Genomic DNA, 17,022 nt, shown 5'->3' with positions numbered 1-17,022 from the left:
GTTTTGAGTAATTTTTTTGGAACTGATGGTATTAGAGGAGAGGTTGGTAAAGCGCCAATTACAGCTGACTTTATATTAAAGGTTGGTTGGGCGGTTGGATCAGTCTTGAGAGAAAGTGGGAGTGCTAGTGTTATCATAGGAAAAGATACTCGAGTATCTGGGTACTTATTTGAGTCTGCCCTTGAGGCAGGCTTTTTATCAGCAGGTGTTAATGTAGGAATGTTAGGTCCAATGCCTTCTCCAGCAATTGCCTATTTGACTCAAGCTTTTGGAGCGGATGCTGGAGTTGTAATAAGTGCTTCGCATAATCAGTTCCAAGATAATGGCGTTAAGTTTTTCTCGAGTAAGGGCGTAAAGTTTGGAGATGATGTTCAAAAAGCAATAGAAGATAAGCTATCTACCCCAATGTTAAGTGTAGATTCTGCCTCTATTGGAAAAGCAAAGAGATATGGACAGGCGTTAGGAAGATATATAGAGTTCTGTAAATCAACATTTGATAAAAATTGTGACCTCTCAAATCTTAAAATTATTATTGATTGCGCAAATGGTGCGACGTATCATATTGCAGAGGATGTATTCTCAGAGCTTGGTGCATCAGTCTTGATGATTAATAATAACCCTGATGGCTACAATATCAATCGTGATTGTGGAGCAACTGATACAAGACACCTTCAGCAAGAAGTAAAGGATCAAAATGCTGATATTGGTATTGCATTTGACGGCGATGGTGACAGATTAATAATGGTTGATCATAAGGGTGAGGAGGTTGATGGTGATGAGCTGGTTGCTATAATTGCCGCTTCATGGAAGAAAGCTGGGTATCTAAAGTCGAATACAGTTGTGGGCACCAAAATGACTAATCTAGGAATTCGTAAAGCACTTGCAGAGCAAGATATTAAGTTCATTGAGGCTAATGTTGGTGATAGATATGTAATGGAAAAATTGATTCAAAATGAAGCTGTTCTTGGAGGTGAAGGTTCAGGACATATTATTTGCCTAAATAAATCAACTTCTGGAGATGCTATTATTGCAGCACTTCAAGTATTAGAGGTGATAGCTAAGTCAGGAAAATCTCTAAATACTTTAAAAAATAATATGAGTAAGTTTCCGCAAATACTTATTAATATTAAAACAAATACTCAACAAGATCCGATTGATAATAAAGTAATAAATGAGGCTATAAAAAGCGTTGAAAAAAAGCTATCGAATTCTGGTCGAGTTCTGATTAGAAAATCGGGCACTGAGCCACTTATCAGAGTAATGGTTGAAAGCGATAATCTTGATTTAGCTAGAGAAAGTGCAAATTATTTAGCTGAAATAATTAAAAATAAATAATTTTTTTTTGGACTAGTAAATAACTTCATGAGAATGGCATGACTTTTACGTCTCTAGAATTAGTATTAATTGCTTTTATTTTTACTTGGATTGGATTTGTTCGAACTGGCCTTGGCTTTGGTGGGGCTGTTTTAGGGCTTCCAATTTTAATGCTTATTGGTGGCTCCCCAATTGATTGGCTTCCAATAATTGGAATCCACTTACTGTTTTTTTCTGGCATTACTCTTTCGAACTCATTAAAGGAAGTGGACTGGGTATATTTGAAAAAATCGCTGCCCTGGATATTGCCTGCAAAAATAATTGGTGTGATAGGTCTTATTAGTCTTTCACCAAATATTATGACTGTCATTGTTTATTTAATAACAAGTTTATATGCCTTAACTTGGATAAATAATAGACAATTTATTTCAAAAAAGAGCTGGGTAAATAACATACTTTTATTTTTTGGTGGTTATTTATCTGGTACCTCTTTAATGGGCGGTGTTCTATTAGTTGCTGTCTATATGAGCTATGTGGATATAAAAAGACTAAGAAATACCTTGTTTGTTTTATGGTTTTTCTTGGTTTCAATCAAGATGGCAGCTTTCTTAGCAGTTGGTGTATTTGTAGATTGGCAATTCTCTTTAATGCTTATCCCAGTAGCTGCTTTAGGGCATTTCATTGGCCTCAGAGTTCATGATAGGATGATTCAAAATGATACAAAATTCAAACGTTGGATGGGGAGCGTTCTTATATTAGTCTGTATAGTTGGCTTACTTAAAGTTTTTTTTAATTAGTTTTTAAAGATTACTAGTATAATTTTGTCAGATTTGTTAATTGATAATATTATGCAATTTAGTTATCAAGGAAGGTTTGTATGTCGACATTAATGACTGAGCGAGTTACCCATGTTCATCATTGGAATGATACGTTATTTAGCTTTCGCACCACACGTGATCCAGGCTATCGTTTTAAAAATGGCCACTTCACTATGATTGGACTCCCTTCAGATGGAAAGCCACTTATGCGTGCCTATAGTATCACCAGTGCAAACCATGAAAATGAACTAGAGTTCTTCAGTATTAAGGTGCCTGACGGTGCTCTCACCTCTAAACTACAAAACCTTGCAGTAGGTGATGAAGTGCTTGTTGGTAAGCGCTCAACGGGAACCCTAATCCCTGATAATATGCTTCCTGGACGCTATCTATACCTACTTTGTACTGGGACTGGTTTAGCACCATTTATGAGTATTATTAAAGATCCTGAAATTTATGATCAATTCGACAGAGTTATTTTGGCTCATGGTGTGCGCCAAATTTCTGAATTGGCTTATGCCGATTACATCGAGAATGTTTTACCAAATGATGAATATATGGGTGAAATAGTTCGCGAAAAGTTAGTTTACTATCCAACAGTAACTCGCGAACCTTTTAAAAATAATGGAAGACTGACAACGCTTATGAGTTCTGGTAAATTATTTTTAGATTTAGATCAGCCCTATCCAAATTTAGAAGACGATCGTTTCATGATTTGTGGAAGCCCAAGTATGCTTAAGGAGCTAGTTGATATGCTTGAAGCAAGAAGTTTTATTGAGGCTCGAAATGTAAAGCCTGGACACTTTGTTATTGAGAGAGCTTTCGTCGAATCCTAGTTTGTAGGTTTTTTTTTGATTCAAAATTTTCCTTAAGTAGCTATCTCTTTATAGGCATAAAGACTATAAACTTAATTTAGATTAAAATTAATAAGAATATGAATGAGTCTTTTTTAATTCTTACCGGTTTAGGCTATGCAGCAAAGTCCAATGGTGGGCCATTAGTTGATCAAATAGATGCTGTATTGCCTCAAACTCAGTGCGCTCAGTGTGATTATCCAGGTTGTAGGCCATATGCTGAAGCAATAGCAAGTGGGGATGCTAAAGTAAATCAATGTCCTCCAGGAGGTCAAGAGGGTGCAGATGCCTTAGCAGAGCTTATGGGTTTTAAATCTATACTTTTAGATGAAACTCATGGCGAAACCAAACCAAAAAGAATTGCCTTAGTTGATGAAAACGCATGTATTGGCTGTACTTTGTGTATTAAAGCATGCCCAGTAGATGCATTTGTAGGTTCATCAAAGGTAATGACTCAGGTAATTGCTAAAGAATGTACAGGCTGTGATTTATGCCTCCCAGTTTGCCCAGTTGATTGTATTGAGATGATTGAACTTCAACCAACTAGTAAAACTCCTTTTATAAATTATCTTCAATACTATGAGTCGTTAAATAAAAAGCAAATACAAGAACAAGAGCAAAGAGAAAATGCAAGGAATAGATTTAAGTTTCGTGAAATGCGTTTAGAACGAAATAAGCGTGAAAGGGCTAATTTACTTGAGTCTAAGATGGTTGCATTAAAAAAGAAAATGGCAAAAGACAAAAATCAGAAGGAGAAGATTGATGCAGCAATGTCAAGGATCAAGACTTCCAAGGTAGGAAATGAAGTTAAGTGATTTTGATTTTGACTTACCGAAGTCCTTAATTGCTCAATACCCTAGTAAAAGAAGAACGGAATCACGTTTATTGGTCACAAAGCAGGGCTTTACCAACTCGACTTTTTCTAAATTAGGCGATTTTCTAAGGCCAAATGATCTACTAGTTCTTAATGATACAAAGGTAATACCAGCTCGTTTATTTGGCCACAAAGAATCTGGAGGTAAGGTTGAGCTCTTAATAGAGCGTTTAATTAATGAGCATGAAGCACTAGTCATGATAAAGGCAAGCAGGGCTCCAAAAATTGGCAGCTCTATAATTCTTGAAAATAATATTCAATTAAGAATATGTGATAAAAATGATGGAATTTATAAAGTTGATTTTGTCTCAGACGCTATACTCAATGTGCTTGATGAAGTTGGACATATACCTTTACCACCATACATTAATCGAGAAGATATAAAAGAAGATTCGAAGCGCTATCAGACGGTCTATGCAAAAAAAAATGGTGCAGTTGCGGCCCCTACAGCCGGCCTTCATTTCGATGAGTTATTGTTATCAAAGTTAAAGAAAAAAGGCATTGATCATACCTTTGTAACCCTTCATGTTGGGGCAGGTACTTTTCAACCTGTAAAGGTTGAAAACATTGAGAGCCATAAGATGCATAGTGAGTATTATGAGATTTCACAAAAAACTGTTGACCAAATAGCAAAAACAAGATCTAAAGGAGGAAGAGTAATCGCGGTTGGCACAACTGCATTACGAACACTTGAGTCAGTAGCCCTTAAGGGTAATCTTTCATCCCAAAAAGGTGAAACTGACATCTTTATCTATCCGGGATTTGAATTTCAAATAGTTGATGTATTAATTACAAACTTTCATCTACCAAAATCTTCATTATTAATGCTTGTAAGTGCCTTTATTGGGTTTGAAAAAATGCTAGAAACATATCAATATGCTATTAAAGAAAGGTATCGTTTTTTTAGTTATGGTGATGCAATGCTAATAGAAAAAAATTAATGTGATTTAACTGACAGGCTCTTTGAAAGGAGGAAAATTAATAAAGCTAGTATTGGTAGAATAAAAAAGCTAGTCTTAATTGAGGTTATTTCAGCAATAAACCCAACAAATAATGGACCAATTAACATCCCACCATATCCCAATGTTGCAATGCTTGCGATAGCAGTTCCTTGTGACATATTTTTATCATTCCCTGCACGAGAAAAAGCTAAGGGAATTATTACTGCAATTCCCAATCCAATAAGACTAAAGCCAATAAGTAAAGGCAGAAGAGATTCAAATGTTAATAATATTATTGAACCTATTAGAGCAACTAAACCTGAATATTGCGCAGTCTTGGATGGTCCAAACTTAAAGGAAATACGATCACCCATTAGCCTCATGGCAAACATGCAAATCGAAAAAAAAGTGTAACCTAATGCGGCACTCCCCTCACCAATACTTAAAACACTTATAAGGAAAATTGCACTCCAGTCTGCGACAGCCCCCTCTCCAAGTGAAGCAAAAAAAGTTATAAATGCAACTGTAAGTAGAGACCCCTGAGGTATTGAGATGAAGGGTGCTTTTTTATCTTTTTCTTTAGTTTCAGATTTAAAAGGCACACTATAGATGCTCAGTGTTATGAGAAAAATTAATATTGAAACGATTGTAAAATGGCCTTGAACCCCTATTTGATTGAAAGCCAGTAATGCCCCTAAACCGGCTCCAATTCCTGCTCCAAGACTCCACATTGCATGAAATGATGACATTAATGGCCTTTCATTTTTACGTTCAACTTCAGCAGCCCAGGCATTCATTGCAACATCAACACCACCATGGATTCCTCCAAAATAAATTACCGCAATTGTAAGAGCTAAAAATGAATTTGCATAAGCAATGAAGATAATGGAGATTGGTATCAGAAGAATAGTTGCCCGTTTAGAAACATAAGCGGCACCATATCGATCTGCAGCCTTCCCAAAAATTGAAAATGCAATGACAGCAGATGCTCCTGCTAAAAAAATTAAAAATCCTAATAAAGCAGGAGAGAGATCATGAATGTTTGCTATTGCAGGTATTCGTGATGCCCATGTTCCAAATAGTGCGCCATTTACAGCAAAAATTATTGAAACAGCATATCTAGGAGTTCTTATTTTTCTCACTGTAGCAGTTTAGTTTCATGCAGCATTATTATAAAATTTCAAGTAAAGTTTGACCCATCATTGCTGGGGTAGGAGAAACACTTACACCAGCATTCTCCATAGCCCTAATTTTACTTTTAGCGTCTCCACTGCCTCCACTTATTACAGCTCCAGCATGTCCCATTCTTTTTCCTTTAGGTGCAGTAAGGCCTGCAATGTATGAAATCACAGGTTTAGTTACATTAGATGAAATATATTCAGCAGCTTCCTCTTCTGCACTTCCACCTATCTCTCCAACCATTACGATAGAGTGAGTGTCTTTATCATTTTCAAATAATTCAAGACAGTCTACAAAATTCATTCCTTGAATTGGATCGCCGCCAATTCCTATACATGTGCTTTGACCAAGACCAACAAGTGAAGTTTGATGAACTGCTTCATAAGTTAAAGTGCCAGATCGTGAGACAATTCCTACTGTTCCAGTCTTATGAATATTACCAGGCATAATGCCAAGCTTACATTCTTCAGGAGTAATGACACCAGGACAATTAGGACCTATTAGTATAGATTTACTGCCTTTTAAGATGGCCTTAATTTTGATCATATCTTGAACTGGGATACCCTCAGTGATGCATGCAATTACTGGCATTTCAGCTTCAATTGCTTCAATGATTGAAGCTAAGGCGAACTTAGGTGGAACATAAATCATTGAGGCATTTGCACCAGTATCCTGCATAGCCTCGTTAACGGTATTAAAAACTTTTTTATTTAGATGAGTTTGGCCACCTTTACCGGGTGTGACTCCTCCAACAAAATTTGTTCCATAAGCAATTGATTGTTCAGAATGAAATGTTCCTTGTTTTCCAGTAAAACCTTGACAAATAACCTTTGTTTGATTGTTTATAAGAACGCTCACTTTGCCATCTCCACAATTTTTTTAGCAGCTTTTGTAAGATCTGCCTCAGTCACAATATTAATATTACTTTTGTTTAAAATTTCAAGTCCCTCTTGGGCATTTGTTCCTTCAAGCCTTACTACAATTGGTAGAGTCAGACCCACCTTTTCTATTGCTTGTAAAATGCCATTAGCAATAAGATCACAGCGGACTATGCCTCCAAAAATATTGACAAGAATTGCTTTAACATTTTTTCCACTTTGAATTATCTCAAAAGCTTTTGCGACTCTTTCAGAAGTTGTACCACCCCCTACATCTAAAAAATTAGCTGGTGAACCACCATGATATTCAATAAGGTCCATTGTCGCCATAGCAAGTCCTGCGCCATTAACCATGCAGCCAACTGAACCATCCAAGGAGATATAATTTAATTGATGTTCACTAGCACTCCTTTCTTTTTTATCTTCTTGTTCAATATCTCTTAGGCTAGAAATCTCCTCATTTCTGTAGAGCGCATTATCATCAAAATCTATTTTTCCATCCAGAGCAATGATGTTATTGTTACTAGTAATAATTAGAGGATTAATTTCAATCAGGTTAGCATCATTATCTGTGAAGATGTTATAGAGCCCAATCATAGTTGATGTAAATTGATCATATAATGATAGACTTAATCCAATTTTAGCTGCCACTTCATGACACTCTTTAATTTCTAACTTGCCCAAGGGGTTAATAGCTTGTTTAATGATTTTTTCTGGAGAATTGGTTGCAACCTCTTCAATATCCATGCCACCTTCTGTAGATGCAAGAATAGTTATGCTTTCTGTGGCACGATCTACTAGTAGCCCTAAGTAAAGTTCTTTAGAAATTTCTTGTCCTGCTTCAACAATAATTTTATTAATAGGCTGACCAGTTGAATCAGTTTGAGGAGTTATTAAATTACTTCCTAGTAATTTTTTACTGGCACTAATAGCATCTTCAATAGTGTGACATACTATTACCCCACCTCCTTTTCCTCTTCCACCAGCATGAACTTGGGCTTTAACAACCCAAACAGAACCTCCAAGTTCTTCACAGGCATTTTTAGTTTCATTGCTGTTTGAAATAACTTTGAAATTTGGGACGTTAATACCATAATTTTTAAATAGTACTTTTGCTTGGTATTCATGTATGTTCATATAATGCTGAAAAATAAAGGTTAAAATATCTGGGGAAACATTTTATCATTCTTAGTTTGACGACTTTATTAGTTTTATTTAGATATTAAATATATGATGAAAACAATAAACCAAATCAAAGAATTTTTTAGGATTTAATAATATGAATTACAACACGAGTCAATTTAAGAACGGTCTAAAACTCATGCTTGATGGAAACCCTTGCTCAATTGTGAATAACGAAATTGTGAAGCCAGGAAAAGGCCAGGCATTTAATCGCGTTAAGTTTAAAGATTTGATTACTGGGAAAAGCCTAGAAAAAACCTTTAAATCAGGAGAGTCGCTTGAGGGCGCAGATGTAATGGAGCTAGAAATGCAGTACTTATATAGTGACGGTGAAAAATGGCACTTTATGGAGCCAGACTCATTTGAACAATTTGACTTAAGTAAGGAGTCAATGGGAAGTGCAATAAACTATTTAGTTGAGCAGGATAATTGTATTGTTACCTTATGGAATAATAATCCAATTTCAGTAATCCCTCCAATTCAAGTAACTCTGGAGGTTGTTGATACAGATCCTGGGTTAAAAGGAGATACTGCTGGAACAGGAGGTAAGCCAGCAACTCTCAATACTGGTGTAGTTGTTCAGGTGCCTTTATTTGTAAGCATTGGTGATAAGGTTAAGGTGGACACTCGAACTAATGAATACTCAGGAAGGGCATAATTTCATTTTTCTATGTCTGAAATTAAGACTAGCCTTCTAAAATATCAAAATTTTATTTGTCTTATAAGAGATTTCTTTTATAAAAGAAAAGTAGTTGAGGTTTCAACCCCCTCATTATTATTAACACCAACGAGTGATGTCTATATAGATAGTATCAGTATGGAAATTAATGAAGATATTCATCAAAATAGTAAACGCTACTTGCACACCTCACCAGAAATAGAAATGAAAAGGCTCATTCTAAAAGGAAGTGGCGACATATTTCAAATCTCTAAAGTATTTAGAGATAATGAACATGGTAGATTTAACTCAAATGAATTTACAATGCTCGAGTACTATCGAATTGGTTTTGGGATGCACCAATTAATTGATGAAATTGAAGATTTCTTAGTTGAGCTTGGCCATTCAAAAGATATTGTAAGGCTTTCATATAATGATGTATTTAATAAATATAGTGAAATAGATATATTGAATACAGATTTTGATGGACTAAGGTTAATAGCAAAATCACATGGTTTAAATCCAGATTATCAATGGATTGAAGATCTTCAAACACTTCTTTTTGTTCATTTAATTGAACCTAAAATAGCAAAAATCCCTATTTGTATTATTTATGATTATCCAAAAGAGCAGTCGGCACTAGCCCAAATTAATGGACCTATTGCACATCGTTTCGAAATATATATTAAAGGTATAGAGATAGCTAATGGCTATCAAGAGTTAAAAAGTAGTGAGAGTTATCGATTAAGATTTAATGATGAGTTAAATAAAAGGGAAAAGTTAAATAAAAAAATTCCTCTAATTGACGAACAATTTTTAAATGAGCTAAATGAAAAAGAGCTTCCTTTTTGCTCTGGAGTAGCAATTGGAATAGAAAGATTATTTTCTCAAACAGGCTTATAATTACCTTTAAAAATTAATATAAGCATTATTTAAAAAAGGACTTTAAAGAAATAATTTGGAAAGCTAGAACTTTATATCAGATGAATCCTGAAATTAATGGATAGGAGGTTTGGATTGAAAATATTTATTGCTTACGGCCATCATAATACAAGTGATTCTTTTAATTCAGCAGTCAGAGATACTTTTATTGATGAGGCAAAACAATGCGGTCATGCAGTAGATCTTGTTAATTTGTTTGAAGAAAAAAATCAACTTCCATTCTATAACACGAATATTAACCCCCCACCACAGCTCGTTTTAGACTACAGAGAAAGACTTGAATCAAGCGATGTTATGTTTTTGATTGGGGCATGTCATAATTTAAGACTTAACAGTATTCTAGAAAATTGGATAGATTGGGTGCTTCATCCTAAATGGTTTTTCTCTTATAGGTCGGTGTTTGCTGATAGTAAATATTTTAAAAATTATGGTTTTCCAGTCCCCGGAGCAATGAAAGGTAAACTAGGTATTGTTTCAATAAGTTATGGAGGGCCTATGGTGAGTTATTGGAACTTTTCATTTTTTGATAATATTCCTTTTAGAAGACTTAAAAAATCTGTGTTTCAATTAGGTGGTTTAAAAACAAAATATATTAGATTCTATTCCGTTCTTCCTAATATGAAAAAGGATGTTTTTGACAATCATATGGAAGCTGTTAGAAAACTAGCAAGGAGTCTATAATTAAAATAATATTAATAGGCAGCCCAGTTAATTACATTTTATAAAACAAATTGAAAATATTAAAAAAACCCTTCTGGAAATCTAAAACCTTACATCAGATGAGTTCTGAAGAATGGGAGTCGCTTTGCGATGGATGTGGGCGCTGCTGTCTTCATAAATTAGAAGATGACGACTCTGGAAAGATATATTTTACAGATGTTGCATGTCACTATTTAGATGAAGAAGAGTGTACTTGTCCTCACTATGAAGATCGTCAAAGTTTTGTTTCAGACTGTTTAAGTATTAAGCCCAATTGGGGAGAAAAATTTAATTGGCTTCCTAGTACATGTGCATATCGGTTAATATATGAGGGTAAAGATTTACCTGTCTGGCACCCTTTGGTTAGTGGTAACAGGGAAAGTGTTCATTTAGCAGGTATTTCTGTGAGGGGCCGAACTTATAGAGATGATGTTGTTTCAAATGATCAATTATTCGAACATGTTATAACTTGGGTGGATTAAATGAAAAAAATAGTAGTACTATTATTTTGTTTTTTAATATCAGTTAATGGATTAGCAGATGAGTGGCCTCATCAGAATATTTCAAATGCAGAGTTTGCTATAGATGTTATTGATAGGACCCCTATTAATATTGTTGAAGAACTTGATAATTCTTTGGGTAAAATCTACTTTTTTACAAATTTACGAAATCTGCAAGGCCAAACTGTTATTCATCGCTGGATTTATAATGATAAAGTTATGGCTAGTATTTCATTTGATGTTAAGGGGCCACGTTGGAGAGTTTGGTCATCAAAAAATCTTTGGTATACCTGGCTAGGAAAATGGAAGGTTCAAGTCTTTGCTGATAACAGTGAATTGCTTTACGAAAAAGAATTTAACTATATTGAGAAATAATGAATAAAGTTGTTTTAGCTTACTCTGGTGGATTAGACACTAGCATTATTGCTAAATGGTTGCAAGAGACTTATAACTGTGAAGTTGTTACTTTTACTGCAGACATTGGACAAGGTGAAGAGGTTGAACCTGCAAGGTTGAAAGCTGTTGCAATGGGGATAAAGGAAATTTATATAGAAGATTTGCGAGAAGAATTTGCAAGGGATTTTGTTTTTCCTATGTTTCGTGCTAACGCTATTTATGAGGGGGAGTACCTTTTAGGTACATCTATTGCAAGGCCACTTATCTCTAAGCGACTCGTTGAAATTGCTCAAGCAGTTGGTGCTGATGCGATTTCTCATGGCGCTACTGGAAAAGGAAATGATCAGGTTAGGTTTGAACTTAATGCCTATGCTATTAATGCTGATATTCAAATTATTGCTCCTTGGCGCGAATGGGATTTATCTTCTCGTGAAAGTTTAATGAGTTATGCGAAAGAGCATAATATAGAGGTTGAATATAAAAAACAATCAAAAAAGTCTCCTTATTCAATGGATGCTAATCTTCTCCATATTTCTTATGAAGGTGATCTCTTAGAAGATCCTTGGAAAGAACCTGAAGATGATATGTGGCGATGGACAGTATCACCAGAAGAAGCACCTGATAATGCTGAATATTTAGAATTAAGTTATGAAAAAGGCGATATTACTGCAATTAATGGGAATTCATTGTCGCCAGCGCAGATTATGGAAGAGCTTAATCAGCTTGCAGGTGCTCATGGTATTGGCAGGCTTGATATTGTTGAAAACCGTTTTGTTGGTATGAAGTCTCGAGGTTGTTATGAAACGCCAGCAGGAACGGTCATGTTGAAAGCTCATCGAGCAATTGAATCTTTGACTTTAGATCGTGAAGCTGCTCACCTGAAAGATGAACTAATGCCAAAATATGCAAAACTTATTTATAACGGTTTTTGGTTTGCTCCAGAACGTGAAATGATGCAAGCTGCTATTGATGCTTCTCAAGAAAATGTTACTGGTACTGTGAGAGTAAAGCTTTATAAAGGTAATGTTTCAATAGTCGGTCGTAAATCTAATAAAAGCTTATTCAGTGAAAAAATTGCAACCTTTGAAGATGATGATGGTGCCTATAATCAAAAAGATGCTGAAGGTTTTATAAAACTTAATGCGCTTCGACTTAGACTTAAGTCACTTCAATAGTGATTAAGGTTGGTATTCTCTCAGACACCCATGGAACAATTCATCCAAGAATTATAGAGCTTATGAATGACTGTGATTATGTCATTCATGCTGGTGATGTAATGGAAGAGGACTCTTTAGAACAAATTAATCCCAGACAAAGGATGCTTGCTGTTAGAGGGAATAATGATGGGCATATAGTCTCACTTAGTGATATTGAAAGTCTAGAGTTACCTGGTGGAAAGATTGTTGTTGAGCATGGCCATATGCATGGGCATTATGAGCCAAGTCATGATTCACTGAGGGCCACACATCCAGAGGCAAAAGCTATTGTCTATGGCCACACTCATGTGCAGGTAATAGATGACAAGCAATCGCCTTGGGTTATAAATCCTGGATCTGCTGGCCCAGTAAGAAATTATGGTGGAGCAAGATGTCTTCTACTTACAATTGAAAATCAAGATGAGTGGAACATTAAGTCACATGTTTATGATGATATTTTTTCTTGAATTTACAACTAATTAGTCTATCGAGCCACCTTCAATAATCTCATCAGCTGTTGCATCACGAATCGATAGAACCTCTACAAAAAAAATGATATCTTTACCCGCAAGTGGATGATTTCCATCTATTGTAAGTTTGCCATTTTCAATATTTGAGACAACAAAATCTTTAGTTCCACCCTTATCATTCTGCATCGTTACGTTAGCGCCTATGTGTCTATACTCCATTGGTACATTATCAATATCGTCAGTAAAAATTAGTTCATCAGCTTTTTTTCCAAATGCATCTTCTGCTTTTAGTAAAATTTCTACTTCATCACCTACACATTTACCTTCAAGCTCTTTGGTTACTTGATTAAATAATAATGAGTTATCTCCCTGAACATAACCTAATGGCTCTTCAACCTGCTCTATAACTTCACCATTAGACTGATCTATAATTCGGTAAGTTAGTTCAACAAATTTGTTTATGGAGATTATTTCACTCATATGTTTATTAGTTTAATAAATTGAATAGACAGATGTATATTCAACAAATTTATAGAGGTGTTAAAAAATAGTTGCACCAAATATTTTGACTTCAGAGTCTTGAATACCAAGAACAAGTCGACCTAAAAATTCTCCAGGAACTTCATCGCTGGTTTGTTTATATAGGACTGAAACATATTCTCCTCTTCTAAGACAGCCTAGGAACTCTCTTTCAATAGATAAGCTTGATAACATTTTATTTTTAGTCCATTGCTTTCCCATTTCAATCTCATTTGCACCCATCAACATTTCTTTTGAAAAGTTTTTAATAAAGCCTAGATAATCTCGCTTGTTCGATGATGCAACTAACTCATCCATTAAGGGATCAGCAATTTCAAGTATTTCTTCATTAGTTTTCTCAAGAAGATTCATTTAGTTCACCTAGTAGTTTTTTAAGTTTGGATTTTATAATAATCTATAGCTTTATTGTTGGGGTTACAAATTGAGACCCAGTTCTAAAAACTTTAAATTTGACTAATCAACTATATGATAAAGAGGCGCTTTTTCCAAAGTCCATTTAGCAGTTTTTGGATCACGTCTAGAAACAGTTAAACAATGCCAATTCTCATCATCTAGTTTCATGTGATCTCCTCTATAGTAGTATCCTGGCCAGCGTGTTTCTTCCCGAAATAATGTATGCTGTGCAACACATTCTGAAGTAATTGTACGATGCCTTAATTCCCATCCACGCATTAGCTGATGAAGGTCTTCAGCACCAATATGCTCAAGATCTTCTTGCAATATTTCTAATAGTTCAATACACTTTTTAAGTAGGTTTCCATTTGTCATATAGTTAACACCAATACCACCACAATATTCATCCATTATTTTTTCAAGACGTTGAAGTCCTTGAATAGGCAATATATAACTTGGTGATACTGTTCCAGCAGTAATTTCATTACGACCCACTGTATAGTTTTCTAATGGTTTATAAATAATCTCTTTCAGATCATCACATTGTTTATTACTAACTTGAATCTTATCATCACCCATATCTTGGATATATTTAACAGCTGCTTTTGCGGCTATCCTCCCTTCAGTAAAAGAGCCTGAGGAAAATTTATGAGCAGTTCCACCAACAGTATCACCAGCACCAAAGAGGCCTTCAACAGTTAGCATTCGATTGTATCCCCAGAAGTACTCAGGTGGAGAAATATCTTCAGGACCACTAACCCATGCACCAGAGCAGGTAGCATGAGATCCCATTACGTAAGGTTCAGATGTAGTTAGTTCAGGATTAGTATATTTAGGATCAATATTTTGAGAAGCCCAAACAACAGCTTGACCAACTGTCATTCCTAAGAAGTTTTCCCACCCAATTACTTCAAGGTGCGGATCTTGAAAGGCTTCCATAGTAACCATATGAATTGGACCTCTACCAGCTTTAACTTCCTCTATAAACGCATGATTTCGTAAACATGTAGGCGTTGGCGTGTGATCAATATATTCACCAACCATGGCTTTAGTATGTTCATACCATTTAGATTCGTACTCTTCACCGTAAGTATTTTGAGTGTATGTTTTAAGATGGAGAAAATAGGCACCAACTGGCCCATAGCCATCTTTAAATCTCGTTAACACAATTCGGTTTTCCATCTGTGTCATTTTGGCACCTACCTGAATTGGAAGCGCATAGGCTGAACCACTACTCCATGGAGCATACCAAGTTCTTCCCATTCCTTCACCTACTGAACGAGGCTTGAAGATATGAGAGGCACCACCTGCTCCTACAATTACTGCTTTTGCACGAAAAACATGGTAATCACCAGTACGGCAATTAAAGCCAACTGCTCCACCAACTCTATTTTCCTTAGCTTCATCCATTAAAAGATGTGTAATCATGATTCGGTTATATATTTTATCTACTGATTTACGAGCTGCTTCTGCAACAATAGGCTTATAGCTTTCTCCATGAATCATTATTTGCCATTTACCTTCACGCTGGTAACGTCCATTCTCTTCATTCCTCATAATGGGTAGTCCCCATTCTTCAAACTTATGTACAGCAGAGTCAACATGTCGAGCCATATCAAAAGCGAGGTCTTCACGGACTAATCCCATTAAGTCATTTCGCGCATATCGAACATGGTCTTCAGGTTGGTTTTCATCCCACTGCATTCCCATATAGCAGTTAATTGCATACAATCCTTGAGCAACTGCACCACTTCGATCAATGTTTGCTTTTTCTGCACAAATAATTCTCATATCACGGCCCCAGTACCTCGCTTCATAAGAAGCACCAGTTCCAGCCATTCCTCCACCAATAACTAAAATGTCGCAATCTTCCCAGACTGTTTTTCTTTTACCCATTAGTAGTAGACTCCCTCTTTCAGTTTGTCTTTATTAATGACTGGTAGACCTGTTTCAATATTAAGAGCATCAGGTTCAAAGCATAGTAGTTGAGAATCAAGCGCTGCTTGATCTGGAACTTCCATATCTGCAAGTTTCGGAATATTCTCTCCCCATGGTTTTGTTGTAATTGGAGATACAAAGTTTTTCTCACGACCATCTCTAAATTTAATTTTCCAAGATATAGATCCTTTTTCCTCTTCACGAAGAACCCTCACGCTGTGTCCCATTGGAGCAAAGTCAGCATAACCTCTTACATCAATTGCATTTTGAGGGCATGCTTTCACACATGAATAACACTCCCAGCAAAAGTTTGGCTCTATATTTACTGCACGTCGAATAGTCTTGTCGATGTGCATAATATCTGATGGACAAATATCTACACAGTGTCCACAGCCGTCGCATCTAGTCATGTATACAAAAGTTGGCATAAGTTTATCTCCGAATAATTAATTTAATAGTGATGAGGGGCTTCGCGTTTAATTCCAAGACCAAATTGCTCTGGTAAGTCAGCGGGCTCAGGAAGATTTTCTCTTGATCCATCAGCCTTAGTAACACGCTTTTGAAAAGCTGCTGCAGGCTTATAAAACATGTGAGCGAACTTTGACCATAGGACTCCACCAAATAGAACAGTGCTAGAACCAATAAAAAGACCAAAGAATAAAGTTTGCCAAACCACAACACCATTCGATTGAAAGAATGACCAAATTAAAGCGAAAGTAGACATTGCAAGAAGCGAAAGGACAAATAAATCAGCCCGCATAACTTTATACCATTTATTTCCTTCAGCTGCTACATCGACTCGAATAAAAAACCAGAACCAGTAACCACCCACAGCAAGCATAGCAGCTCCTAAATGCCACGCTAGTGGCCATACTGAGGGTGTGATTGAACTTGTGGCTGGATATAAAAAAATCATAACTACTGTAGCAGTTACAAATATTAAAAAACCATACATTGTGAGAAGATGAGCTAAGCGTCTTCTGGTGCTACAAAATTCAGACGAAGTTAAGACTTCATTAGTTGCAGTTTTAAAAGCAATTGATGCTTTTTCACTAGAACCTACATTTCGAGTGGCAGATTTTTTAGCTTTAACTGAATTATTAAAAAAATATTTAGCACTTTTCTTATGAACAACATCAAATAGAGTTGCACCTATTACTAATAGAAACATTGCGACTACATATACTTGCATAACAATAGCTGGGATGAAGGCCGATATTTCAGTAAATGGGTTTATAGAAATCATATTAAAT

20 protein-coding genes are annotated in these 17,022 nt (G+C 35.7%); 12 read left to right on the top strand and 8 right to left on the bottom strand.

What is annotated here, in order from left to right:
* The first annotated feature begins 3 nt into the window (after window positions 1-3).
* The 5 genes from glmM (at window position 4) to queA (ending at window position 4,798) form a co-directional block, all read left to right on the top strand.
* On the top strand, window positions 4-1,335 hold the full coding sequence (gene glmM, locus CRN91_RS00360) for a phosphoglucosamine mutase (protein ID WP_114114483.1): 1,332 nt from the start codon (window positions 4-6) through the stop codon (window positions 1,333-1,335).
* A 38-nt stretch (window positions 1,336-1,373) separates the two neighbouring features.
* Entirely contained in the window at window positions 1,374-2,111 is a 738-nt protein-coding gene (locus CRN91_RS00355; RefSeq protein ID WP_114114482.1) for a sulfite exporter TauE/SafE family protein, read from the top strand.
* 80 nt (window positions 2,112-2,191) lie between these two features.
* Window positions 2,192-2,965, top strand: a complete 774-nt coding sequence (locus CRN91_RS00350; protein WP_114114481.1) for a ferredoxin--NADP reductase — start codon at window positions 2,192-2,194, stop codon at window positions 2,963-2,965.
* A gap of 98 nt (window positions 2,966-3,063) precedes the next feature.
* The gene (gene rsxB / locus CRN91_RS08725; RefSeq protein WP_114114480.1) at window positions 3,064-3,798 is read left to right on the top strand and encodes an electron transport complex subunit RsxB; all 735 of its coding nucleotides are present in this window, start codon (window positions 3,064-3,066) and stop codon (window positions 3,796-3,798) included.
* Complete coding sequence (gene queA, locus CRN91_RS00340) at window positions 3,785-4,798, top strand: tRNA preQ1(34) S-adenosylmethionine ribosyltransferase-isomerase QueA (protein ID WP_114114479.1); 1,014 nt, start codon at window positions 3,785-3,787, stop codon at window positions 4,796-4,798. The genes rsxB and queA overlap by 14 nt, the downstream gene beginning before the upstream one ends.
* Here the strand turns inward: queA and CRN91_RS00335 are convergent.
* Genes CRN91_RS00335 through sucC form a run of 3 tightly spaced genes read right to left on the bottom strand, consistent with a single transcriptional unit; the run spans window position 4,795 to window position 7,992 of the window.
* Window positions 4,795-5,940, bottom strand: a complete 1,146-nt coding sequence (locus tag CRN91_RS00335) for an MFS transporter (protein WP_114114478.1) — start codon at window positions 5,938-5,940, stop codon at window positions 4,795-4,797. The two genes, queA and CRN91_RS00335, sit on opposite strands and share 4 nt — an antisense overlap.
* Before the next feature lie 28 nt (window positions 5,941-5,968).
* Window positions 5,969-6,835 (bottom strand): succinate--CoA ligase subunit alpha, encoded by an 867-nt coding sequence (sucD, locus tag CRN91_RS00330; RefSeq protein ID WP_114114477.1) that lies wholly within the window; start codon window positions 6,833-6,835, stop codon window positions 5,969-5,971.
* Complete coding sequence (gene sucC, locus CRN91_RS00325) at window positions 6,832-7,992, bottom strand: ADP-forming succinate--CoA ligase subunit beta (RefSeq protein ID WP_114114476.1); 1,161 nt, start codon at window positions 7,990-7,992, stop codon at window positions 6,832-6,834. The genes sucD and sucC overlap by 4 nt, the downstream gene beginning before the upstream one ends.
* Window positions 7,993-8,134: 142 nt before the next feature.
* Between sucC and efp the strand changes: the two genes are divergently transcribed.
* The 7 genes from efp (at window position 8,135) to CRN91_RS00290 (ending at window position 12,895) form a co-directional block, all read left to right on the top strand.
* Window positions 8,135-8,695 carry an elongation factor P gene (gene efp / locus CRN91_RS00320; RefSeq protein ID WP_114114475.1) on the top strand — a complete coding sequence of 187 codons (561 nt, stop codon included), beginning with the start codon at window positions 8,135-8,137 and terminating at the stop codon, window positions 8,693-8,695.
* A gap of 12 nt (window positions 8,696-8,707) precedes the next feature.
* Window positions 8,708-9,598, top strand: a complete 891-nt coding sequence (gene epmA / locus CRN91_RS00315) for an EF-P lysine aminoacylase EpmA (protein WP_114114474.1) — start codon at window positions 8,708-8,710, stop codon at window positions 9,596-9,598.
* A gap of 114 nt (window positions 9,599-9,712) precedes the next feature.
* Window positions 9,713-10,318 (top strand): NAD(P)H-dependent oxidoreductase, encoded by a 606-nt coding sequence (locus CRN91_RS00310; RefSeq protein ID WP_168177001.1) that lies wholly within the window; start codon window positions 9,713-9,715, stop codon window positions 10,316-10,318.
* Window positions 10,319-10,416: 98 nt separating this feature from the next.
* On the top strand, window positions 10,417-10,818 hold the full coding sequence (locus CRN91_RS00305; RefSeq protein ID WP_254424943.1) for a YcgN family cysteine cluster protein: 402 nt from the start codon (window positions 10,417-10,419) through the stop codon (window positions 10,816-10,818).
* Window positions 10,819-11,211: a DUF2914 domain-containing protein gene (locus CRN91_RS00300; protein WP_114114471.1), complete on the top strand. Its 393-nt coding sequence runs from the start codon at window positions 10,819-10,821 to the stop codon at window positions 11,209-11,211.
* Window positions 11,211-12,407, top strand: a complete 1,197-nt coding sequence (locus tag CRN91_RS00295) for an argininosuccinate synthase (RefSeq protein ID WP_114114470.1) — start codon at window positions 11,211-11,213, stop codon at window positions 12,405-12,407. The genes CRN91_RS00300 and CRN91_RS00295 overlap by 1 nt, the downstream gene beginning before the upstream one ends.
* A complete protein-coding gene (locus tag CRN91_RS00290) occupies window positions 12,407-12,895 on the top strand; it encodes a metallophosphoesterase family protein (protein WP_114114469.1) in 489 nt (162 codons plus the stop codon). The genes CRN91_RS00295 and CRN91_RS00290 overlap by 1 nt, the downstream gene beginning before the upstream one ends.
* A gap of 12 nt (window positions 12,896-12,907) precedes the next feature.
* Here the strand turns inward: CRN91_RS00290 and CRN91_RS00285 are convergent, their stop codons facing one another.
* The 5 genes from CRN91_RS00285 to CRN91_RS00265 form a co-directional block, all read right to left on the bottom strand.
* Entirely contained in the window at window positions 12,908-13,378 is a 471-nt protein-coding gene (locus CRN91_RS00285; RefSeq protein WP_114114468.1) for an FKBP-type peptidyl-prolyl cis-trans isomerase, read from the bottom strand.
* A 60-nt stretch (window positions 13,379-13,438) separates the two neighbouring features.
* Entirely contained in the window at window positions 13,439-13,789 is a 351-nt protein-coding gene (locus CRN91_RS00280; protein WP_114114467.1) for a hypothetical protein, read from the bottom strand.
* Between the two features lie 102 nt (window positions 13,790-13,891).
* Window positions 13,892-15,727 carry an adenylyl-sulfate reductase subunit alpha gene (gene aprA, locus CRN91_RS00275; RefSeq protein ID WP_114114466.1) on the bottom strand — a complete coding sequence of 612 codons (1,836 nt, stop codon included), beginning with the start codon at window positions 15,725-15,727 and terminating at the stop codon, window positions 13,892-13,894.
* Entirely contained in the window at window positions 15,727-16,197 is a 471-nt protein-coding gene (aprB, locus tag CRN91_RS00270; protein ID WP_114114465.1) for an adenylyl-sulfate reductase subunit beta, read from the bottom strand. The genes aprA and aprB overlap by 1 nt, the downstream gene beginning before the upstream one ends.
* A gap of 23 nt (window positions 16,198-16,220) precedes the next feature.
* Window positions 16,221-17,015, bottom strand: coding sequence for an adenylyl-sulfate reductase (locus CRN91_RS00265; protein WP_114114464.1), 795 nt, complete (start codon window positions 17,013-17,015; stop codon window positions 16,221-16,223).
* Between the last annotated feature and the right edge of the window lie 7 nt (window positions 17,016-17,022).

Source organism: Candidatus Thioglobus sp. NP1, from assembly GCF_003326015.1.
Lineage (GTDB): Bacteria > Pseudomonadota > Gammaproteobacteria > PS1 > Pseudothioglobaceae > Pseudothioglobus > Pseudothioglobus singularis_A.
The sequence above is the reverse complement of the archived record's forward strand: the minus strand, read 5'-3'. Positions and strand labels throughout refer to the sequence as shown.